We start from the raw sequence: 21551 nt of genomic DNA, 5'->3' as shown, positions 1-21551 counted from the left end.
CTCCGTTCGCTGCGCCCTCACCCTAGCGGAGCGGTGGCAAGGCACAAGGCCCCTCGCAAGATTGCGCTAACAAGTGATTTTCGGTGCTTTTTGGCCTTTCGGCAGGCCCGCGCGCGCCGTATATCGCGCCCAAGCATGAGACAGAGCAAGGAGCGCCTCCCATGACCATCAATGTCGGCATCAACGGATTCGGGCGGATCGGGCGGGCGACGCTCGCGCATATCTCGGAATCGGGCCGCGAGGATATCAAGGTGGTCAAGCTCAACGCCACCGGCCCGCTCGAGACGGCGGCGCATCTCATCCGTTTCGATTCGGTGCATGGCCGCTTCCCCGGCACCGTGACGACCGGCGACGGCACGATGAACCTGGGGCGCGGCGACATCCAGATGTTCTCGACCTACGAGATGAACGAGCTGGATTGGGAAGGCTGCGACGTCGTTCTGGAATGCACCGGCAATTTCAACGATGGCGAGAAGGCCAAGACCCATCTCGAGCGCGGCGCGGGCAAGGTGCTGCTCTCGGCGCCGGGCAAGAATGTCGACCGCACCGTGGTGATGGGCGTCAATGACGGCGAGTTGCAACCCGGCGAGCGCATGATCTCGAACGGCTCCTGCACCACCAACTGCCTCGCGCCGCTGGCCAAGGTCCTGCATGAGGGCATCGGCATCGAGAGCGGCATCATGACCACGATCCACGCCTATACCGGCGATCAGCCGACGCTCGACCGCCGCCACAAGGATCTCTACCGCGCCCGCGCCGCCGCCATGTCGATGATCCCCACCTCGACCGGCGCGGCCAAGGCCCTCTCCGAAGTGCTGCCCGCGCTCAAGGGAAAGCTCGACGGCTCGGCCATCCGCGTGCCGGTGCCGAATGTCTCGGCGGTGGACCTGACCTTCGTGGCCTCCAAATCCGTCACCGAGGATGAGGTGAACGCCCTCGTGGCCGAGGCCGCCGCCGGGCCGATGAAGGGCATTCTTGGCTATGACGCGGCGCCCAAGGTCAGCATCGATTTTAACCATACCGAGGAAAGCAGCATCTTCGCGCCCGAGCAGACCAAGGTCGTCGGCGGCACGCTGGTGCGCGTTCTGGCGTGGTACGACAACGAATGGGGCTTTTCGTGCCGCATGGCCGATGTCGCAGCCCTCATGGGCCGGATCGGCTGAGCCTGCCGGACATATTGCGCCCTGCGGCCCCCGTCTGTCATAAGGCGCGGGGCCGCATTTCGTTTCGGCAGCATCATTCGGGGGCGATCCCATGACCGACCGCATCGCGCTGTGGCTTTTCGCGCTGATCCTGCTGGGCCTCGGGCTCGACTATTATTTCGCCGGGATGGACGGGCTGATCTTTCTGGGCGCCAAGCTTGGCGAGCTGATCGAATGGATGGCCTTCTGGCGCTGATCCGCGCTACTTGGCGAATTTCCTGACGAGGGCCGCGTTCACCTCGCCGGTGACGAATTTCGAGACATCGCCGTTCAGCCGCGCGATCTCCTTGACGAGCTTGGACGCGATCGCCTGATGGCCCGTATCGGCCATGAGAAACACCGTCTCGATATTGTCATCGAGCGCGCGGTTCATGCCGACCATCTGGAATTCATACTCGAAATCCGCGACAGCGCGCAGCCCGCGCACGATCACTTGCGCGCCGACGTCCCGCGCGCAATCGATCAGAAGGTTCTCGAAGGGATGCACCACGATCTCGCCGCCGCCGGGCGCCGAAAGGCGCGCGGCCTCGGCCTCGATCATCGCCACACGCTCCTCCAGCGAGAAGAGCGGGCCCTTGTCGCGGTTGATCGCGACGCCGATGACCAAACGGTCGACCAACGTGCTCGCGCGGCGGATGATGTCGATATGCCCCAGTGTGATCGGGTCGAACGTGCCGGGGTATAGGCCGATGCGCATGGCGTCTCATCTTCTGTCAATTTGCGCCAATGCACACGACGGCGCGCCGGATTGCAAGCGCGCCGCGCGCCCGCGCCGCTCAGCGGCCCATGATCATGCCTTGCATCGACTCGTTCTCGAGCGCGAGCTCGCTCAGCCGGGCCTTGACCACGTCGCCCAGCGTCACGATCCCGACCAGCCGGCCCTCTTCGAGCACCGGCATGTGGCGAAAGCGCCCCTCTGTCATCCGCTCGAGCAGTTGCGCGTCCGTGTCGCCGAGCGCCGCGCAGACGGGATCGGGCGTCATCATGTCGCCCACCTTGTCGCTCAGGCAATCGGCGCCGCGCTCGCCCAGGGCGCGCACGATGTCGCGCTCGGACAGCACACCGGCGACGCGCCCCTCGGCGGAGGTCACGATCAGCGCACCGATCTTGCGTGCGCCGAGAATGCCTGCGGCCTCGGAGACCGCCATTTCGGGCGTCGCGGTATGGACGCCATCGCCCTTCGACTTGAGGATGTTCGAAACCAGCATGCTCGCCTCCCTTCCGGCCCAGGGCCCGTTACCAGTTGCCCCAGCGTAAGGCCGGTGCCGCACCTGTCAAGACATCTGCGCCGCGCTCACTCGCGCCCCTCGAGCCGGGCCACCTCGCGGCGCATGCCCGCCGCCAGTGCCTCGGCGAAGCGATTGAGACGCTCGAGCCTTCGGTCGTCGACATGGCGGATGAGATAGAAGCTGCGCGTGAGGCCCACCTCTTCGGGAAGCACCCGCACCATGCCGCGCCCGTAGGGAATCGAGAAATCATGCATCATGCCGACCCCTGCGCCCTGCCGGATCCAGTTGAACTGGACCGAGACCGAATTGCTGGCGAGCTGCGCGGGCGGCAGGCCGACTTCCGCCGAATAATCGAGCTCCTTGTCGAAGATCATGTCCTGAATGTAGCCGACGATGCGATGCGCCCCGAGATCGTCCAGCCGCCGGATGCGGGGCGCCGACCGCAGGTATTTGCGCGAGGCCACGAGGCTCAGGCGATAATCCGTGACCTTCTGCACGCTGAGCCGCCCGGCCGTGGGCGCGCTGACCGCGATGGCCATGTCCGCCTCACGCCGCGACAGATTGAAGACGCGCGGCAGGGCCACGATCTGCACCTCGAGATCGGGGTTCTCCGCCGTGATCCGCGCGCAGACCTGCGGCAGAAGGAAGTTGGCCGCACCATCCGGCGCGCCGAGGCGGATCTGCCCGCTGAGCTGCGCGCCCTGCCCCGACAGATCCTCGAAGGCGGCGGTCATCTCCTGCTCGGCGCGCGCCGCGTGTTCCATCAGGCGCTGCCCGCCCCCGGTGAGCGCATAGCCCTGCGGCGATTTGGCGAAGAGCGGCGCGCGCAGGCTCTCCTCCAGCCGTGCGATGCGGCGGCCCACGGTGGCCGGGTCGATCTTGAGCACGCGCCCCGCCGCCGAAAGGCTTTCGTGGCGTGCGACGGCCAGAAATATCCGAAGATCGTCCCAATGTGGCTGCATCCCGCCCTCCTGCCTTTGCATAAACGCAAATCATGTTTGAATGATTGCCTCTGTTCGCCTCAATTTTGCAAGCCTATGCTGCGCGCAAACGCAATGAGGAGGCGATCATGACCACGGAACTCACGCATTACATCAACGGCAAGCATGTCAAAGGCACCTCGGGACGCTTCTCGGATGTCTACAATCCCGCCACCGGCGAAGTGCAGGCGAAGTGCCCGCTCGCCACGGTGGAAGAGCTGAACCAGGCCGTCGCCGACGCCGCGAAGGCGCAGGTCGAATGGGAGCAGGTCAATCCGCAGAAACGCGCCCGTGTAATGATGGAATTCGTGCGCCTCATCATGCGCGACATGGACAAGCTCGCCGAGGCGATCAGCCGCGAGCACGGCAAGACCATCCCCGACGCGCGCGGCGACGTGCAGCGCGGCATGGAAGTCATCGAATTCTGCATCGGCGCACCGCATTTCCTGAAAGGGGAATATTCCGGAAACGCCTCGACCGGCATCGACATCTATTCGATGCGTCAGGCGCTGGGGGTCGTCGCGGGCATCACGCCCTTCAACTTCCCCGCCATGATCCCGATGTGGAAAATGGGTCCGGCGATCGCGGCGGGCAACGCCGTCATCATCAAACCCTCCGAGCGCGATCCCTCCTGCCCGCTCATGCTGGCCGAGCTTCTGACCGAGGCGGGCCTGCCCGACGGCATCTGCCAGGTCGTCAACGGCGACAAGGAGTCGGTCGACGCGATCCTCGATAACGAGACGATCAAGGCCGTGGGCTTTGTCGGCTCGACGCCGATCGCGCAATACATCTATGGCCGCGCCTGCTCGAACGGCAAGCGCGCGCAGTGCTTCGGCGGCGCCAAGAACCACATGATCATCATGCCCGACGCCGATATGGATCAGGCCGCCGACGCGCTGATCGGCGCGGGCTACGGCGCCGCGGGCGAGCGCTGCATGGCGATCTCGGTGGCCGTGCCGGTGGGCGAGGAGACAGCCGACCGCCTGATCGAGAAGCTCGTGCCGCGCATCGAGAAGCTGAAGGTCGGACCCTACACCTCGGACACCGAGATGGATTACGGCCCCGTCGTCACCGCAGAGGCCAAGCAGCGCATCCTCGGCCTCATCCAGTCCGGCATCGATCAGGGCGCCGAGCTTGTCGTCGATGGCCGCGATTTCAGCCTGCAGGGCTACGAGAACGGCTTCTTCGTCGGCCCGCATCTCTTCGACCGCGTGACGCCCGATATGGATATCTACAAGCAGGAAATCTTCGGCCCGGTTCTCTCGACCGTACGGGCAGGCTCCTATGAGGAGGCGCTGAAACTCGCGTCCGAGCACGAGATGGGCAACGGCACCGCCATCTTCACCCGCGACGGCGACGCCGCGCGCGATTTCGCCAGCCGGGCGAATGTGGGCATGGTGGGCATCAACTTCCCCATCCCCGTGCCGCTGGCGCATTACACCTTCGGCGGCTGGAAGAAATCGGCCTTCGGCGATCTCAACCAGTTCGGCCCCGACGCGTTCCGGTTCTACACCAAGACCAAGACCGTCACCTCGCGCTGGCCCTCGGGCATCAAGGAAGGCGGCGAATTCCACTTCAAGCTGGCCGACTGACAAAAGACCCGGCGCCCGGCCTCGAGCCGGGCGCCACCCCTCCTCTGCGGGGCTTTCCAACGGGCCGTTTAGAAATTTCTTGGCAGCGCGCCTCACCTGCGCTTTGCTGGGCCTCCGGTCAGGGAGGCGCGCATGGCATTGGACGAGCCCGAATTCACCATCGGCATCGAAGAGGAATATCTTCTGGTCGACGCCGAGACCATGGCCCTCGCCGAGGCGCCCGAGGCCCTGATGAAGGCCTGCCAAACCGAGCTCCAGGACCAGGTCAGCCCCGAATTTCTCAACTGCCAGATCGAGATCGGCACCAAGGTCTGCGCGACGATCGCGGAGGCGCGGGACGATCTGCGCCGCCTGCGCGCCTGCATCGCCCGCGAGGCGGCGCGGCATGGCCTCGCGCCCATCGCCGCCTCCTGCCATCCCTTCTCGCGCTGGCGCGAGCAGACCCATACCGACAAGGACCGCTACAACGAGCTTTCGACCGATCTCGCCGGGGTCGTGCGGCGCATGCTGATCTGCGGAATGCACGTTCATGTCGCCGTCGGCGCGCCGGACCGGCGCATCGACATCATGAACCAGCTCAGCTATTTTCTGCCGCATCTTCTGGCGCTCAGCTGCTCCTCGCCTTTCTGGCAGGGCCACGACACCGGGCTCGACAGCTATCGCCTGACGGTCTTCGACAACCTGCCGCGCACCGGCCTTCCGCCCCGGATGAGCAGTTTCGGCGAATATGAGCGCGCGACCGGCATTCTGACCGAACTCGGCGTCATCGAGGACGCGTCGAAAATCTGGTGGGATCTGCGGCCTTCGTCGAAATATCCGACCATCGAGGCGCGCATCTGCGACGTGCAGCCCCGCATGGAGGACGCGCTGACCCTGGCTGCCGTGACGCAATCCCTCGCCCGAATGCTCTGGCGCCTTTCGGTCAAGAACCAGCGCTGGCGCATCTACGAGACGTTTCTCATCTCCGAAAACCGCTGGCGCGCGCAGCGCTACGGCGTGCGCGAGGGGCTGATCGATTTCGGCCGGGGCGAGATCGTGCCGCTCGAGGCGCTGATGGACGAGTTGATCGCGCTGCTGGAGGAGGATGCCGCCCATTTCGATGCCGTGGACGAGATCGCGCGGACCAAGGAGATCGCGGCGAGCGGCACCAGTGCGGACCGCCAGCGCCGCGTCTTCGATGCCGCCGCAACCTCGGGCAAGGACCGCGACGGCGCGCTGCGCGAGGTCGTCGCGCATCTGATCGAGGAATTTCATCACGATCTCTAGCCCTGCGGAAGGCCCGCACGCCATTGCCCCCGCCCCCGCGATCCGGGTAAGTTCCGCGCGGATTTCACGCATATGAAAGGGCAAGGCATGAAGATCGGATTTATCGGGCTGGGCAACATGGGCGGGCCGATGGCGGCGAACCTCGCCAAGGCGGGCCATGATGTGACCGGCTTCGATCCTGCCGGGGTCGCGGCCGAGGGCGTGACCGGCGCCGCCAGCGCCGAGGATGCCGCGCGCGGCGCCGATGTCGTGGTGACGATGCTGCCGAACGGCGACGTGCTGCGCAGCGTGGCGGCGCAGGTCATTCCCGTGATGCAAAAAGGCGCCGTCTTTCTCGATTGCTCGACCGTCGATGTGGCGAGCGCGCGCGACGTGGCCGCCGAGGCGCAGGCCGCCGGGCTCTCGGCGCTCGACGCACCCGTCTCGGGCGGCGTCGGCGGCGCGGCGGGCGGCACGCTCACCTTCATGGTTGGCGGCGACGAAGCCGGTTTCGCCACCGCCAAGCCGCTTTTCGACATCATGGGCCAGAAGACCGTCCATTGCGGCCCCTCGGGCAACGGCCAGGCAGCCAAGATCTGCAACAACATGATCCTCGGCGCGACCATGATTGTCACCTGCGAGGCCTTCGCGCTCGCCGACAAGCTGGGCCTCGACCGGCAGGCGATGTTCGACGTGGTCAGCACCTCGTCGGGGTCGAGCTGGTCGATGAACACCTATTGCCCGGCGCCCGGCGTAGGGCCGCAAAGCCCGTCGGACAACTGCTACAAGCCGGGCTTCGCCGCCGAGCTGATGCTGAAGGACCTGACCCTCGCCCAGCAGGCCGCCGAGGCCGCCGATGCCGACACCCCCCTCGGCGAGGCCGCGCGCGCGCTCTATGCGCAATTCGTCGAGGCCGAGGACGGCCGGGGCCGCGATTTCAGCGCCATGCTGCCGCGTCTGGCGGCGCGCGGGCGCGGCTGAGCGGGAACCGGCCCAAGCCCCGCGACGTTCTTCCTGCACCCGGCCGCCGACATGACGGCCGGGCCTTGGGGGACAGCGCATGGCCGGACAGAAACGCATCTATGTGCCGCTGATCGGCATCTTCATCGTCGTTCTCGTCGCCGCCCTCGTCGCCGCCGCGAACTTCCTCATCCCCGTCACCGCTGCAATCCTCTCCTATTTCGTCTTCAGCCGCCCGCGCCGCGCGCTCGAGCGGCTGGGCATGCCGAGCCTCGCCATCGCGACGCTCTTCACCTCGTTCCTCTTCATCGGCGTGGGCATCGCGATCGCCTGGTTCGCCGAGCCGGTGACGACGATGATCGACGACATGCCCGGCATCATGCGCGAAATGCAGGCCAAGCTCGGCTCTTCGGAAGGGGCGCTGGCCAAGGTCAACGACGCGGCCAAGGCCATCGATGAGGCGGTCGGCAACGGCGAGGAAAAGCGCGCCATGGAGGTCGAGGTCGTGTCCGAGACCTCCACCTCGCTCACCATCCTCACGATGGCGCCGAAGGTTCTGAGCCAGGTGATCTTCGCGATCTTCCTCACCTTCTTCCTGATCGGGTCGGGCGATTTCTTCGCGCTGCGCACGGTCGAGAGCCTGCCCAAGCTCCAGGACAAGCGCCGCGCCGTCGAGGTCATCAAGACGATCGAAGACCGCCTCGGGCGCTATCTGGGCGGTATCGCCATCATCAATGCGGGGCTGGGCGTCGCGATCGGCATCGCCATGTATCTCTGGGGCCTGCCCAACGCCATCGCCATCGGCGTCATGGGCTTCGCGTTCAACTTCGTGCCCTTCCTCGGCGCCGTCGCCGGGGCGTGCGTTGCGACGCTCATCGCCTTCGTCTCGCTCGGGACAGGCTGGGAGGCGTTCGGCGTCTTCATCACCTACATGGCGCTCACCTCCTTCGAGGGTCAGCTCGTCACACCGCTCATGATTTCGCGCCGGATGCAGCTCAACACGCCCATCCTGTTCCTGATGGTCGCCTTCTTCGCCTATATCTGGTCGGTCGTCGGCATGGTGGTCGCGGTGCCGATCCTGATCGTGGCCAAGATCGTCTGCGACGAGATCGAGGGGCTGCGCCCTGTCGGCCATTTCCTCGGGGACGCGTCCGAGCAGACGCGCAAGGCGCATACGAAGCCGCGCGGGGCAAGCTGAAAGGCGCATTTGTCTAAATTGCCGTGCAATTCGCAGGCGGCCGGCAAGGGTTTGGTCAGATTTTACGCCCATTCTTGGCCTTCGATCCCAAGCGCCGGTGCCCCGCATGACCTCCCCCCTTTCGCCCGATGACGCCATCGGCCTTCTGCCCGCCGCCGCCGGGCTCGGCGCGCGCAGCGGCGATGCCCTGATCGACGCGGCGCTCGATTTCGTGCGCAGCCATCTGGCGATGGAAGTGGCGTATCTGTCGGAGTTCGTGGGCGACGATCTGGTCTTTCGCGCGGTGAGCGCTCCGGGCCTCGAGCATATGGCCCATGTCGGCGCGACGATGCCGCTCGATCAGGTCTATTGCCGTCACATCCTCGCCGGGCGCCTGCCCGAACTCATCCCCGACACCGAGGAGGAGCCGCTGTGCCGGTCCATCCCGATCACGCGAACCATCCCGATCAAAAGCCACGTAAGCGTTCCGATCCGCCGCAGCGACGGCAGCGTCTACGGCATGTTCTGCTGCCTTGCCCGCACCGCCAAGCCCGACCTCACGCCCCGCGATCTGGAGGTGATGCGCGCCTTCGCCAGCCTGTCCGCCGATCAGGTAAACGAAAAGATCGCCGCCCGCGTGGCCCATGCCGAGACGCATGATCTCATCACGGGCGTCATCGCGGCGCGCGATTTCGATATCGTCTACCAGCCCATCATGGACGCCGCCGAGCGGCGCCCGAAAGGGTTCGAGGCGCTCTGCCGTTTCCGGCCCAGCCCCTACCGCACCCCGAATCTTTGGTTCGAGGACGCGGCGCGCGTGTCGTTGCAGGCCGATCTCGAAATCTGCGTGATCGAGGCGGCGCTCGCCGCGCTGCACCATTTGCCGCCGCATGTCTACGTCTCGGTCAACGCCTCGCCCGCGACGGTGGCCTCGGGCCGGCTCGCGCCCGTCTTCGCGCCCTGGCCCGCCGAAAGGATCGTGCTCGAAGTGACCGAACACGCGATGGTCGAGGATTACGGGGATCTGATGGCGCAGCTACGCAACCTGCGCTTTCGCGGTATCCGCCTTGCGATCGACGACGCGGGCGCAGGCTATTCGGGCCTCCAGCATATCGTGCGGCTCGCGCCCGACATCATCAAGCTCGACATGTCGCTCACGAGCCGCATCGACGAGGATGTGGTGCGCCGCTCGCTCGGGGCGGCGCTCGTCGGCTTCGCGGGCCAGATAGGCGCCGCCATCGTCGCCGAAGGGATCGAGACTGAGGGCGAGCTTGCCTGCCTGCAAGCGCTCGACGTGACGCTCGCGCAGGGCTACTATCTCGGCAGGCCCGATGATCTCGTCGCCGCGATCGCGTGGTTCGCGCCCGGCGCCGCCAAGGGCAGCGCCTTGGGCTGAGCGTTACTCCGCCGCGACCTTGCGGGGCCGCAGCATCGGGCCGAGATAGCGCCCGGTGTGGCTGCGCGGCTCCTCGGCCACCTTCTCGGGCGTGCCCACGGCCACGACCTCGCCGCCGCCATCACCGCCCTCGGGGCCGATATCGATGATCCAGTCGGCGGTCTTGATGACGTCGAGATTGTGCTCGATCACCACCACCGTGTTGCCGCTGTCGACAAGCTCGTGCAGCACCTCGAGCAGCTTCTTGACATCCTCGAAATGAAGCCCCGTCGTCGGCTCGTCGAGGATGTAGAGCGTGCGGCCCGTCGAGCGCTTGGCCAGCTCCTTCGACAGCTTCACCCGCTGCGCCTCGCCGCCCGAGAGGGTCGTCGCCTGTTGGCCGACCTTGATATAGCCAAGGCCAACCCGCACCAGCGCATCCATCTTCTCGCGGATGCTCGGCACTGCCTTGAAGAACTCTTGCGCATCTTCGACCGTCATATCAAGAACGTCCGCTATGCTCTTGCCCTTGAAACGGATTTCCAAAGTTTCGCGATTGTAGCGCGCGCCCTGGCAGGTCTCGCAGGTGATATAGACATCGGGCAGGAAATGCATCTCGATCTTGATGACACCGTCGCCCTGGCACGCCTCGCAGCGCCCGCCCTTGACGTTGAAGGAAAAGCGCCCCGGCTTGTAGCCGCGCGCCTTGGCCTCGGGAAGGCCCGCGAACCAGTCGCGAATGGGCGTGAATGCGCCGGTATAGGTCGCCGGGTTCGAGCGGGGGGTGCGCCCGATGGGGCGCTGGTCGATATCGATCACCTTGTCGAGATGCTCGAGCCCCTTGATCGTCTCGCAGGGCGCGGGCGTTTGGCGCGCGCCGTTAAGCTGCATCGACGCCGTCTTGAACAGCGTCTCGATGGTCAGCGTCGACTTGCCCCCGCCCGAGACGCCCGAGACGCAGACGAACTTGCCGAGAGGGAACTCGGCCGTCACGTCCTTGAGGTTGTTGCCCGTGGCCTTGACGACTTTCAGCTTCTTGCCGTTGCCCTTGCGCCGCTTGGCCGGCACCGCGATCTCGCGCGTGCCCGACAGGTACTGACCCGTGATCGAATTGGGATCGGCGGCGACCGCCGAAGGGACACCGTGGCTGACCACCTGCCCCCCGTGCACGCCCGCACCGGGGCCGATATCGAAGACGTAATCCGCCTCGCGGATCGCCTCTTCGTCATGCTCGACCACGATCACCGTATTGCCCTGATCGCGCAGATTTTTCAGCGTCTGAAGCAGGCGGTCATTGTCGCGCTGATGAAGGCCGATGCTGGGCTCGTCCAGCACATAGAGCACGCCCGTCAATCCGCTGCCGATCTGCGAGGCCAAGCGGATGCGCTGCGACTCGCCCCCTGAAAGCGTTCCCGCATTGCGGCTGAGCGTCAGATATTCGAGGCCCACATTGTTGAGAAAACCGAGCCGCTCGCGGATTTCCTTGAAAATCGCGCGGGCGATCTCCTGCTTTTGATTGCTGAGGCTCGCGGGCGCCTCGGTCACCCAGTCGAGCGCCTCGCGGATCGACATCTGCACGACCTGGCCGATATGCAGCCCCGCTACCTTGACCGCCAGCGCCTCCTCGCGGAGGCGATACCCGTCGCAGACGCCGCAGGGGCGATTGTTCTGATAGCGCTCGAATTCCTCGCGGATCCAGGCCGAATCCGTCTCGCGATAGCGCCGCTCCATGTTGGGAATGACACCCTCGAAGACGCGGCTGACATTGTAGACGCGCCCGCCCTCATCATAGCGGAAGCCGATTTCCTCGTCCCCCGAGCCATGCAGGAACACCTGCTGCACATGCGCGGGCAGGTCCTTCCACTTGGTCTTCATGTCGAATTCGTAATGCCGCGCGATCGCCTCGATCGTCTGGAGGAAATAGGGGCTCTTGCCCTTGCGCCAGGGCGCCAGCGCGCCGTCGTAGATCTTGAGGTTCTGATCCGGCACGACCAGCCGTTCGTCGAAGAAAAGCTCGACCCCGAGACCGTCGCAGGCGGGGCACGCACCGAATGGCGCGTTGAACGAGAAAAGACGCGGCTCGATCTCGGGGATCGTGAAGCCGCTGACCGGGCAGGCGAATTTCTCGGAGAAGGTGATGCGCTCGGGCTCGCCCTCGCTGGGCGCGGTCTCGAGAATGGCGATCCCGTCCGCGAGATCGAGCGCGGTGCGCAGACTGTCGGCCAGCCGCGTCTCCAGCCCCTCCTTGACCACCAGCCGGTCGACCACGACGTCGATGTCGTGACGAAACTTCTTGTCGAGCGTCGGCGGCTCGTCAAGCTCGTGGAACTCGCCATTCACCTTGACGCGCTGGAAGCCGTTCTTGCGCAACTCGACGAATTCCTTGCGGTATTCGCCCTTGCGGTCGCGCACGATGGGCGCGAGCAGATAGGCGCGGGTGCCCTCCTCCATCGCCATGATGCGGTCCACCATGTCCTGCACCTGCTGCGCCTCGATCGGCTTGCCGGTGGCGGGCGAATAGGGCGTGCCGGCGCGGGCGAAAAGAAGGCGCAGGTAATCGTAGATTTCGGTGACCGTCCCCACGGTCGAGCGCGGGTTCTTGGAGGTCGTCTTCTGCTCGATGCTGATCGCCGGGGAGAGGCCGCTGATGTGATCCACATCGGGTTTCTGCATCATGTCGAGGAATTGGCGCGCGTAGGCCGAGAGCGATTCGACATAGCGGCGCTGGCCCTCGGCATAGATCGTGTCGAAGGCGAGGCTTGACTTGCCCGAGCCGGAAAGCCCCGTGATCACAACCAGTTGGTCGCGCGGGATATCGACGTCGATATTCTTGAGATTATGCTCGCGCGCGCCGCGCACTTCGATGTTTTTCAGCTCGGCCATGATGCCCCCGGGGTTGAGGCTTCACAGATAGTGTAAGGGCGCCGCGCTTCCAACCCCGATTTGCGAACGGAGCGGGAACGTCCACCCGCGCCCGGCTAGAGTTTCTGCGCCAGCGCCCAGGAGCAGATCGGGTAGTTGGGATCATTCGTCAGATCGTCGATCTCGGGGCGGTAGGCGGGCGGCCATTTATCCTCGAGATTGCGCGCGGCGGCGGCGCGGTTGCCCCACTGCTCGGCCTTGATATGCGCGGGATCGAAGCCCGCCTCGACCAGCAGATTGGTGAGGCCCCGCGCCGTCCATCGGCTGCAATCATAGGGCGCGCTGTGGTAGCGCACGAAGAAGGGCACGGCGAGCCAGAAATAGCCGCCCATCCGCAGCATGCGGAGCACGTTGCGCGTCGCCTCGTAAGGCTTGTCGAGATGCTCCCACACCTGGTTGGCGAGGATGATGTCGAATTTCTGCACCAGCCCGTCCTCGTTCAGGAACGGGCCATCGCAGATGTCATGCGGCGGGAAACGGAAGCGCGTGTAGCTGCGGAACTCGTAGCGCCGCCCGTTCTTGCCCGAGATCTCGGCGGCGTCCATCGTCGAGAGCGGCAGCGCCTCGAGCCAGTCGCGCGAGGTTCGCTGCATCACGATGCGGTTGAGCGATGGCACCGCCCGTCACATATGGATGACGCGGCCGTAAGCGTCGAGAACGCTCTCGTGCATCATCTCGCTGAGCGTCGGATGCGGGAAGACGGTGTTCATCAGGTCTTCCTCGGTGGTCTCGAGCTGGCGCCCGACGACATAGCCCTGGATCAGCTCGGTCACTTCGGCGCCGATCATATGCGCCCCCAGAAGCTCGCCCGTCTTGGCGTCGAAGACGGTTTTCACCATGCCCTCGGCCTCGCCGAGCGCGATGGCCTTGCCGTTGCCGATGAAGGGAAAGCGGCCCACCTTGATCTCGTGCCCAAGCTCCTTGGCCTTCGCCTCGGTATAGCCGACTGAGGCGACTTGCGGGTTGGAATAGGTGCAGCCCGCGATGCTCGCCGGTTTGACCGGGTGAGGATGCCCGCCCGCGATCAGCTCGGCCACCATGACGCCTTCATGGCTGGCTTTATGGGCAAGCCACGGCGCGCCCGCGATATCGCCGATCGCATAGAGGCCCTCGACGCCCGTGCGGCAATACTCGTCCGTCAGCACATGCGTGCGGTCGATCTTCACACCCAGCTCCTCGAGGCCCAGCCCCTCGGTATTGCCGACGATGCCCACGGCCGAAATCACCGTGTCGAACTCGTGCTGCTCGGTCTTGCCGTTCGCCTCGATATGGGCGGTCACCTTGCCCTTGGCGCGGTCGAGCTTCTTGACCGAGGTTTTCTCGAGGATTTTCATCCCCTGCTTCTCGAACTGCTTTTTCGCGAATTTGGAAATCTCGGCATCCTCGACGGGCAGGATGCGGTCCATCACCTCGACCACGGTCGTGTCGCTGCCGAGCGTGTTGTAGAAGCTGGCGAATTCGATGCCGATCGCGCCCGAGCCGATGACCAGAAGCTTCTTGGGCATGCGCACGGGCTGAAGCGCGTGGCGATAGGTCCAGACGAGATCGCCATCCGCCTCGAAACCCGGCAGCTCGCGCGCCCGCGCGCCGGTCGCCAAAACGATGTTCTTGGCCGTCAGTTCCTCGTCGCCGCCCGCGTCCATCTTGATCGCGACCTTGCCCTTCGCGGGCAGCCTCGCCTCGCCCCGGAAGACGGTGATCTTGTTCTTCTTCATCAAATGGCCGATGCCATCCGAAAGCTGCTTGGCCACGCCGCGCGAGCGCTTGACCACCGCATCGAGATCGTAATCCACCTTCTCGACCGAAAGGCCGAATTCCTTGGCGCGGTGCATGAGGTGAAACACCTCGGAGGAGCGCAGCATCGCCTTGGTCGGAATGCAGCCCCAGTTGAGGCAGATCCCGCCCATGTTCTCGCGCTCGACGATGGCGACCGACAGACCCAGTTGCGAGGCGCGGATTGCGGCCACATAGCCGCCCGGGCCAGCGCCGATCACGATCAGGTCGAAGGATTTGGAAGCCATGTGCGTCTCCGGGAATTGATGGGCATCGGTGAGTTGGTTCAATGCTAAATCGTTTCACGGAAAGGCACAACGCAAGAGCCGCGCCCGGTTCACCCGAACGCGGCTGCATGTCTGCGGCCCGGCGCTTGGCTCAGGCGGCGTCTTTCTGTTGAAGCTGGCGCACGGTCTGCCCGTATCCGCCCGCCTTGAGATAGGCGATCTCGGCCAGCGTGGATTTGCGGCCCAGCGCCTCGTTGCGATGCGGGAACCGCCCGAACGCGCGGATGACCTCGCGATGCGCGCGCGCATGCAGCAGGTTGTCGGCGCCGGTCTCGGGCATCCGCTCGCAGATGAGGCGGATGCAGCGCTCCTGATCGCAGAGATTCTCGGAATGCATGAGCGGCAGGTAGAAGAACTGCCGCGCGGGCTCGTCGATGGTCATGTCCCAGCGCCGGCCGATCGCGGCCTTTGCGGCGGCGACGGCGGGCCGATCGGTGGCGAAGGCCTCGCCCGTGCCGCGCCCCATGTTGCGCGAGAACTGGTCCATGAGAATGATGTAGGCCAGCGTGCCCGCCGGGTAGGTCAGCCAGAGGCCGAAGGTGCCGGCCCGCGCGCTGCGCCATGCATCCCCGAAACGGGCGCGGATCTCGGCGTCCAGATCATCGCTGGCGGCGTACCACCCTTTCGGACCGACCTCGTCGAGCCAAAAATTCAAAACATCATCGGGTGACGTCACGGTGCGCGCTCCTCATCTGCAGCATGCCGACTGGCTTCATGTTACTGTCATATTTAAGCGCGTGAACAGTAAAGTATTCCTACAATCGCGACATCAGACTCACATAACGCGCCTTTCGGACGTTATTCGCGCAACTTTCCGCCGGCACATGGCTCACCGTGCGTGCAAAGAGGCCCGGCTCAGCCGCCGAGCGCGCGGCGCGCGTCATGGCCCGCGCCGTCCTCGGCCTCCTCGGCGGTGTCGATGGCGAATTCCTGCGCCAACGTGACCGCCATGGGCGAGGAGGACGGCATGACCGGCGTGTAGCTTTCGACCGGATCGATGACCGTCGTGCGCGGGCGCTGCACCATGCGCCATGCCGCATAGGCCACCATCAGCGCGCCGAGGATCGCGATGTAGAGGAAAAAGCCGTTCGGCCCCATGACGGACATCATCCAGCCCGTCGTGACCGGACCGGCGATGGCCCCGAGCCCGTTGATGAAGACCAGCCCGCTCGCGGCGGCGGGCATGTCGTCATGTTGCAGAAAGTCGTTCGTATAGGCGATGAGCAGCGAATAGAGTGGGTTCGACATGCCGCCCACGATGAAGGCCGCGACCAGCAGCATCGGGAAATATCCGCCGAAGGCCATCGCCAGCGCGGCGCCCACCGCGACAAGCGCGCTCGCGATCAGGATCAGAAGGCGGCGGTCCATCCGGTCCGACAGCCAGCCGAGCGGATACTGGACCAGCATCGCGCCCACATAGAAGGCCGACACGAAGGCCGAAATCTCGCCGACGCTCAGCCCGGCCTTGCCGCCATAGACCGCCCCCATGCCGAACTGCGCCGAGAAGACGCCGCCCAGAAGGAACATGCCCACGCAGCCCAGCGGCGAGGTCTGGTAGATCTGCAGGAGCGTCATCGGCTTCGTCGCCTCGAAGGCCGGTGTCGGGCTGACCGACAGAAGGACCGGCGCGAAGCTGATGGAGATGAGCACCGACGGGATGATGAAGAGGATGAAGCCGCCGGGATCGGCGACGACCATCAGGCCCTGCGCCGAGACGATGCCGATCATCTGCACGATCATGTAGAGCGAGAGCGCCTTGCCCCGGTTCTCGTTGCTGGCCGCGTTGTTGAGCCAGGATTCGGCGGTGACGTAGACCCCCGAGAAACAGAACCCGATGAGCACCCGCGCCGCGCCCCAGGCCCAGGGGTCGGTCCAGCTCGGATAGAGCAGCATCACCGACGAGATGAGCGAGCCGAGTGCCGCATAGACGCGCACATGGCCGACGCGGCGGATCATCTCGGGCGCCATGCGCGAGCCGAAGAGGAAGCCGACGAAATAGCCCGACATGACGAGCGACATGGCGAAGGTCGAAAAACCTTCGATCTCGCCCCGGATCCCCAGAAGCGTGCCCTGCATGCCATTGCCGACCTGAAGCAGCATCATGCCGAAAAGCAGCGCCCATGCGCCCGTCAGAACCTTGAACATCTCGTTTCCTTTCGGGTGCGCCCTGCCCGGCCCATGTGCGCCGGGACGCGCGAAAAGTCTGCGTCGAATGCGACCCCGCGCCTCGCGGCACCGCCATAAGCGCCTTGGCAGCGATTCACCCGGGGATCAACAGCGATGCGTCCCCGTAGGAGAAAAACCTGTAGCGCTCGGCGACCGCGTGGGCATAGATCCGGCGCACCGTCTCCTGCCCCATCAGCGCCGCGACGAGCATCATCAGCGTCGATTTCGGCAGGTGGAAATTCGTCATCAGCGCGTCGGTCACGCGGAACTCGAAGCCCGGGTAGATGAAGATATCCGTCTCTCCCTGCCAGGGCGCGATCTCGCCCGTGGCGCGCGCCGCGCTCTCGATCAGGCGCAGCGCGGTGGTGCCGACGGGAATGACGCGCCCGCCCGCCGCCTTCGTCGCCGCGATCTCGGCCGCCGCGGCCTCGGTCACTTCGCCCCATTCGGCATGCATCTTGTGGGTCGTCACATCCTCGACCTTGACCGGCAGGAAGGTGCCCGCGCCCACATGGAGCGTGACATGCGTGAAGGCGACGCCCCGCGCGCGCAGCGCGTCGAGAAGCGGCGCGTCGAAATGGAGCGACGCGGTGGGCGCCGCCACGGCGCCCGCGTTCTTGGCCCAGACGGTCTGATAGTCGTCCTTGTCGGCGGCATCGGCGGCGCGGCGCGCGGCGATATAAGGCGGCAGCGGCATCGCCCCCGCCTCGGCCAGCGCCGCGTCGAAATCCTCGCCGTCGAGATTGAACTGGAGCGCGCCCTGCCCCTCCTCCTTGGCGGTGAGCGTGGCGCTGAGACGCTCGGAGAAAACGATGACCTCGCCCTCGCGCAGCTTCTTGAGCGGCTTTATGAGCGCGGTCCAGCCGCCATCGGGCCGCGCCTCGAGCAGGGTCGCCTCGATGCGCGCCTCGGTCGCGCCCTGCGCGCCCTCGCGGCGGCGCAGACCCGAGAGCCGCGCCGGAATCACCCGCGTGTCGTTGAGGATGAGCCGATCGCCGGGACGCAGCCAGTCCGGCAGATCGCCGACATGCGCGTCGCTGATCGCGTCGCCCGTGGCCACCAGGAGGCGCGCGGCGCTGCGCGGGCGCACGGGGCGCACGGCGATCAGCTCTTCGGGCAGGTCGTAATCGAAATCGCTCAATTGCATGGCAGGTTGGTCTCGCTCGGGATGGGATGGATCTAGCGGCTGTTTCCGAGGCGCCCGCCGCCCTGCGTCCTCGGGGCGCCGCTGCGCGCAGGCGCGTCCGGCTCGGCCGTGGCGCCTTGTGCGCTGCCTTGGGGGGCGGGTGCAAGGCGCTGCGGCGGCTGGCGGCGAAAAATCTCGCGGAACATGCCGGGCGTGAAGATGGACAGGGGATTGACGTTCACATCGGGCGAGGCCGCATCGCCCGTCAGCGTGTAATTCACCCCGACGAGCCCCTCGCCCTGCCGGGTGAACATGCCCCCGATCGCGTTGACGATGTAAAGCGGCGAGACGACGCCCTGCATGTCCATCCGCCGCGCGTTGGGATAGTAGTATCCATCCATCGAAATCCCCATCGACGCACCCACCGCGCTGCTCGAATAGACGGTGAGCCGGTCCGGCCCGAGGCGGAAGCGCGCGTCCACATCGCTGAAATGAATGCCGCTCCCCGCCATCTGCTCGAGCAGACCGACGACGCTGAGCGCGCTCAGCAGCTCGGCCAGCGCGGGCGCCTCGGTCAGCCAGATATCGCCCCCCGTAAGCTGGCCCTCATAGGTGCCCGGCGCGCCGGCGGGCTGGAGGATCAACTCCATCTCGCCCCCCCGCGCCTGTTTCAGCAGCCCCGCCGAGCCGAGCACGCCGCCCGCATCCTCGGTCACGATGCGAAAGGCGCTTCGCCCGTTCTGCGGCACGATCTGCCCCCGGATCGCCGCGCCGCCATTGACCCGGCCCGTGAAACTGCCGTCGAGCCCGCGAGCGGTGTTGAGACGCGCGCGCAGCCCGCCCAGCGTGATCCCGTCCGAGAGGATCAGACGGTCGAGCCGGAGCGAGATCGGCCCGCCCTGCCCTGTGCCGCCCCCGCTCAGATCGGCGCGACGCAGGTCGATCTCGCCGCCCTCGATCTCGATCCCCGGCGCCGCGCCCCGCCCGCGCCCGACGAGCGTGACCGGCGCATCGAGCCAGCCGCCCGCGCGCACCCGGCTGAACGTCGCGCGCGCCAGCGTCCCGCCGGGCGCGAGGCTGATCGCGCCAATCGCCTCGAGTCCCGGCGCGTCGATCGAGACCCGGTCGATCGACACAGGCTCGCCGAGCTGCCCGGTGATCTCGAGCGCGCCGCGCGCGTTTCGCGGAAGGCTCCAGTCGAGCTGCTCGAGCGAGAGCCCGAGGCCCGCGAGATCCGAGCTGAGCGCGAAGCTGCCGCCGCCGCCTTCCGCAAGCGCGATCTCGATCCAACCCGGCGCGGCGCCCGTGATGCTGCCGGGCGGAAGGCCGAGGCCGAATTCCCGCGCGAACCCCTCACTGAGCGTGATCCGCCCCTCGACCTGCCCGCCGCCCGCATCCGGGCCGAGCGCCGCGGTATAGACCCCGTTGAAGGGCACCTCGCCGAGCTGCCCCGCGCCCGCGACGCGCAGACCCTTCTCGTCAACATCGAGCGTGAGGCTCGGCGCGCGCAGCACGCGGCCCGGCACGAGAACCTCGCTCGACACATCCGCGAGGCTGCCCGCCACCTCGAAGGCCACATCGTCGGTTTGCAGATCCTTCTTGAGCGCGAAGCCGAGCCGCGCGTCGATGCGGGCGCGCCCCTCGGCGATGTCGGGCGCGCGCCCCTGTTTCGAGAGGATCGACAAGGGCTCGGTGTCGATGAGCGCGAGGGCGGCGGGAATGCTGCTTTGGGTGCGCAGGCGCACTTCGGCGGGCGGATCCTCCATGTCGACCTCGGGCACCGCGAAGCTCGTCCCCGCGATGTCGATGCGCCCGCCCATCCCCGGATCGACCCAGCCGGACTCGGCGGCGATGGCGAAGCGCCCGTCGAGAAGTTGCGCCTTGCCCGACATGGCGCGGATGGGCGGCATCTCCTTGATGAACCGCGCCTCCATCCCCTCGAAGTCGAAGCCCAGAAAGACGTCCGCGCGATGCTTGGGCGGCGAGCGCAGGGCAAGCTGGACGTTGCTCAGCTCGGCCTCGGCGACGTTCTCGGACACCCAGCGGCGCGTGTTGGGCACCGCCGCCTCGGGCCAGAGCGCCATCAGCCGGTCGCGGTCGATCCCGTCCAAGCGCCCGTCGAGCGCGAGATCCCAACCCTCCTCCTCGCCGCGCAGATCGCCCTTGAGGACGAGGTGGCGCCCGGCATCCGAAAGGCTGAGCTGGCCGATGGTCAGATGGAAGGGCTCGAGCCTCAGGCGCAGATCGAGCGCGGCGCCGTCGATCTCCACGGGGCTGTCGTAAAGATCCGCCGGGTCCGCCGTGATCTCGCTGACCTGAAGCTGCGCGACAAGCTCGTCCGGCCAGCCCGACGCGCCGCCGACGAGATGCGCGATCCCCTCGGCGCGTGCGGTGACCCATTCGCTCTCGACCGAGACGGCTTCGAAGGCGATGGTCTGCGCGGCGGGATCATAGGTGAAATAACTGCCCGCCGCCTCGAAGGGGATGGGCGTCGTGCCCGCCGTGGGGCGCAGCGAGCCCTTGCCGATCTGCAAGCTGGCATTGAGCGGCCCCAGCTCGCCCTCTGCTCCGAGCCGCGCCCGCAGCGCCCCCGAGATGGGCGCATCGAGCGCGTCGAGCCAAGCGAGCGCCGGGGACTGCATCGCCAGATCGCCCGCCGGCAGGTCCGAGAAGTTGAGGCCGAGCTGCGCCGCGCTGCTGCCGATCCGGCTCGAGAAACTCATCTCGAGCGTGCTGGGATAGGCGCGCGCGCCCAGAACGGTGAAATCGCCGCGCATCCTCAGCATGCCGCCCTCGCGCGTTGCCTCGACGGTGCCGCCGTCGATCGTCCAGGCGCGGCCGGTGCGGGCATCCTCGTAGCGCAGCGTCAGGTTGTCGGCGGTGATCTCGCGCAGCGCGGCCATGCCGGGCCGCCCGAGCGCCTGGTCGATCTGCGCGATCAGCGCGCTCGGATCGCGGGCGGGCGGCGGCGCCGAAGGATCGCCCGGCATCGCCATCCCGCCGAGCTGCACATCGAGATCGCCATCATCCTTGCGCCGCAGGTTCACCTGCAAGCCCGAGAGGCGGATCTGCGCGGGCTGCAGCGCGCCTTCCAGCAGCGGGCGCAGCGCGACGGTGCCGCCCAGCTCGGCCAGGGTGGCGAGGGTGCGCCCGTCGGGGCCGCGCAGGCTCACATCGCGGAGTGCGAGGCGCGGCACCCAGCCGCGCTCGACCACGACGACCATCTCGCGCAGCGACAGATCGAAGCCGCCCGCCTCGGTGTTGATCCGCTCGACGATGCGCGTGCGCAGCCAGTCGGGCACATAGACGGGCGTACCGAGATAGGAGATCAGCACCAGCGCCGCCGCGCCCGTCATCACCAGAACGCTCAGCACCGACCACAGCCCGGCTTTGCGCCGGCGGCGCCGCCGCGCATGGCGCGCGGCATGCGCCGATCTGTCGGGCGCGGAAGGATCGGGGGTGTGCTGGCTCATCTCATCCCTCGGGGGCGCGGACCCTTTTGCATTCGGCCTGCACC

At 66.6% G+C, this 21551-nt stretch carries 16 protein-coding genes and 1 pseudogene; 7 read left to right on the top strand and 10 right to left on the bottom strand.

The genetic code is table 11. The features are described from left to right. Window positions 1–161: 161 nt before the first annotated feature. A complete protein-coding gene (gene gap, locus ACGRVM_RS01390) occupies window positions 162–1163 on the top strand; it encodes a type I glyceraldehyde-3-phosphate dehydrogenase (protein ID WP_377169437.1) in 1002 nt (333 codons plus the stop codon). 91 nt (window positions 1164–1254) lie between these two features. Further along, window positions 1255–1398 (top strand): hypothetical protein, encoded by a 144-nt coding sequence (locus ACGRVM_RS01385; protein ID WP_377169439.1) that lies wholly within the window; start codon window positions 1255–1257, stop codon window positions 1396–1398. 6 nt (window positions 1399–1404) lie between these two features. Here the strand turns inward: ACGRVM_RS01385 and coaD are convergent, their stop codons facing one another. The 3 genes from coaD to ACGRVM_RS01370 all read right to left on the bottom strand — a co-directional run bounded on the left by coaD (window position 1405) and on the right by ACGRVM_RS01370 (window position 3393). Continuing rightward, on the bottom strand, window positions 1405–1899 hold the full coding sequence (gene coaD / locus ACGRVM_RS01380) for a pantetheine-phosphate adenylyltransferase (protein ID WP_377169441.1): 495 nt from the start codon (window positions 1897–1899) through the stop codon (window positions 1405–1407). 79 nt (window positions 1900–1978) lie between these two features. Further along, on the bottom strand, window positions 1979–2410 hold the full coding sequence (locus ACGRVM_RS01375; RefSeq protein WP_377169443.1) for a CBS domain-containing protein: 432 nt from the start codon (window positions 2408–2410) through the stop codon (window positions 1979–1981). Window positions 2411–2496: 86 nt separating this feature from the next. Beyond that, entirely contained in the window at window positions 2497–3393 is an 897-nt protein-coding gene (locus tag ACGRVM_RS01370) for a LysR family transcriptional regulator (protein WP_377169445.1), read from the bottom strand. Between the two features lie 107 nt (window positions 3394–3500). Here ACGRVM_RS01370 and ACGRVM_RS01365 point away from each other — a divergent pair, with 107 nt between their 5' ends. The 5 genes and pseudogenes from ACGRVM_RS01365 to ACGRVM_RS01345 all read left to right on the top strand — a co-directional run bounded on the left by ACGRVM_RS01365 (window position 3501) and on the right by ACGRVM_RS01345 (window position 9781). Continuing rightward, the gene (locus ACGRVM_RS01365; RefSeq protein WP_377169447.1) at window positions 3501–5003 is read left to right on the top strand and encodes a CoA-acylating methylmalonate-semialdehyde dehydrogenase; all 1503 of its coding nucleotides are present in this window, start codon (window positions 3501–3503) and stop codon (window positions 5001–5003) included. Between the two features lie 132 nt (window positions 5004–5135). After that, window positions 5136–6269, top strand: a complete 1134-nt coding sequence (locus ACGRVM_RS01360; RefSeq protein ID WP_377169449.1) for a carboxylate-amine ligase — start codon at window positions 5136–5138, stop codon at window positions 6267–6269. Between the two features lie 66 nt (window positions 6270–6335). After that, a pseudogene (gene mmsB / locus ACGRVM_RS01355) lies at window positions 6336–7229 on the top strand (3-hydroxyisobutyrate dehydrogenase); the annotation flags it as partial. Between the two features lie 79 nt (window positions 7230–7308). Then, window positions 7309–8406 carry an AI-2E family transporter gene (locus tag ACGRVM_RS01350; protein WP_377169451.1) on the top strand — a complete coding sequence of 366 codons (1098 nt, stop codon included), beginning with the start codon at window positions 7309–7311 and terminating at the stop codon, window positions 8404–8406. A gap of 106 nt (window positions 8407–8512) precedes the next feature. Next, complete coding sequence (locus ACGRVM_RS01345) at window positions 8513–9781, top strand: sensor domain-containing phosphodiesterase (RefSeq protein WP_377169453.1); 1269 nt, start codon at window positions 8513–8515, stop codon at window positions 9779–9781. Between the two features lie 3 nt (window positions 9782–9784). Here the strand turns inward: ACGRVM_RS01345 and uvrA are convergent, their stop codons facing one another. From uvrA to ACGRVM_RS01310, 7 genes are all read right to left on the bottom strand, one after another. Next, window positions 9785–12643, bottom strand: coding sequence for an excinuclease ABC subunit UvrA (gene uvrA / locus ACGRVM_RS01340; RefSeq protein ID WP_377169455.1), 2859 nt, complete (start codon window positions 12641–12643; stop codon window positions 9785–9787). Window positions 12644–12738: 95 nt separating this feature from the next. Beyond that, complete coding sequence (locus ACGRVM_RS01335) at window positions 12739–13275, bottom strand: methyltransferase domain-containing protein (RefSeq protein ID WP_377169457.1); 537 nt, start codon at window positions 13273–13275, stop codon at window positions 12739–12741. A gap of 30 nt (window positions 13276–13305) precedes the next feature. Continuing rightward, window positions 13306–14703: a dihydrolipoyl dehydrogenase gene (lpdA, locus tag ACGRVM_RS01330; RefSeq protein ID WP_377169459.1), complete on the bottom strand. Its 1398-nt coding sequence runs from the start codon at window positions 14701–14703 to the stop codon at window positions 13306–13308. Between the two features lie 130 nt (window positions 14704–14833). Beyond that, window positions 14834–15418, bottom strand: a complete 585-nt coding sequence (locus ACGRVM_RS01325; RefSeq protein ID WP_377169461.1) for a DUF924 family protein — start codon at window positions 15416–15418, stop codon at window positions 14834–14836. A 179-nt stretch (window positions 15419–15597) separates the two neighbouring features. After that, window positions 15598–16887 carry an MFS transporter gene (locus ACGRVM_RS01320; RefSeq protein ID WP_377169463.1) on the bottom strand — a complete coding sequence of 430 codons (1290 nt, stop codon included), beginning with the start codon at window positions 16885–16887 and terminating at the stop codon, window positions 15598–15600. A gap of 115 nt (window positions 16888–17002) precedes the next feature. Continuing rightward, window positions 17003–18055, bottom strand: coding sequence for a tRNA preQ1(34) S-adenosylmethionine ribosyltransferase-isomerase QueA (gene queA / locus ACGRVM_RS01315; protein WP_377169465.1), 1053 nt, complete (start codon window positions 18053–18055; stop codon window positions 17003–17005). Between the two features lie 32 nt (window positions 18056–18087). Continuing rightward, entirely contained in the window at window positions 18088–21507 is a 3420-nt protein-coding gene (locus ACGRVM_RS01310) for a hypothetical protein (RefSeq protein ID WP_377169467.1), read from the bottom strand. Window positions 21508–21551 lie beyond the last annotated feature (44 nt).

The organism is Roseovarius aquimarinus, from assembly GCF_043661195.1.
Taxonomy (GTDB): domain Bacteria; phylum Pseudomonadota; class Alphaproteobacteria; order Rhodobacterales; family Rhodobacteraceae; genus Roseovarius; species Roseovarius aquimarinus.
This window is presented reverse-complemented; position numbering and strand designations above follow the sequence as displayed.

Coding starts and splice junctions, on each gene's coding strand:
- gap (WP_377169437.1), top strand. CDS start 162: ATGACCATCAATGTCGGCATCAACGGATTCGGGCGGATCGGGCGGGCG.
- ACGRVM_RS01385 (WP_377169439.1), top strand. CDS start 1,255: ATGACCGACCGCATCGCGCTGTGGCTTTTCGCGCTGATCCTGCTGGGC.
- coaD (WP_377169441.1), bottom strand. CDS start 1,899: ATGCGCATCGGCCTATACCCCGGCACGTTCGACCCGATCACACTGGGG.
- ACGRVM_RS01375 (WP_377169443.1), bottom strand. CDS start 2,410: ATGCTGGTTTCGAACATCCTCAAGTCGAAGGGCGATGGCGTCCATACC.
- ACGRVM_RS01370 (WP_377169445.1), bottom strand. CDS start 3,393: ATGCAGCCACATTGGGACGATCTTCGGATATTTCTGGCCGTCGCACGC.
- ACGRVM_RS01365 (WP_377169447.1), top strand. CDS start 3,501: ATGACCACGGAACTCACGCATTACATCAACGGCAAGCATGTCAAAGGC.
- ACGRVM_RS01360 (WP_377169449.1), top strand. CDS start 5,136: ATGGCATTGGACGAGCCCGAATTCACCATCGGCATCGAAGAGGAATAT.
- ACGRVM_RS01350 (WP_377169451.1), top strand. CDS start 7,309: ATGGCCGGACAGAAACGCATCTATGTGCCGCTGATCGGCATCTTCATC.
- ACGRVM_RS01345 (WP_377169453.1), top strand. CDS start 8,513: ATGACCTCCCCCCTTTCGCCCGATGACGCCATCGGCCTTCTGCCCGCC.
- uvrA (WP_377169455.1), bottom strand. CDS start 12,643: ATGGCCGAGCTGAAAAACATCGAAGTGCGCGGCGCGCGCGAGCATAAT.
- ACGRVM_RS01335 (WP_377169457.1), bottom strand. CDS start 13,275: ATGCAGCGAACCTCGCGCGACTGGCTCGAGGCGCTGCCGCTCTCGACG.
- lpdA (WP_377169459.1), bottom strand. CDS start 14,703: ATGGCTTCCAAATCCTTCGACCTGATCGTGATCGGCGCTGGCCCGGGC.
- ACGRVM_RS01320 (WP_377169463.1), bottom strand. CDS start 16,887: ATGTTCAAGGTTCTGACGGGCGCATGGGCGCTGCTTTTCGGCATGATG.
- queA (WP_377169465.1), bottom strand. CDS start 18,055: ATGCAATTGAGCGATTTCGATTACGACCTGCCCGAAGAGCTGATCGCC.
- ACGRVM_RS01310 (WP_377169467.1), bottom strand. CDS start 21,507: ATGAGCCAGCACACCCCCGATCCTTCCGCGCCCGACAGATCGGCGCAT.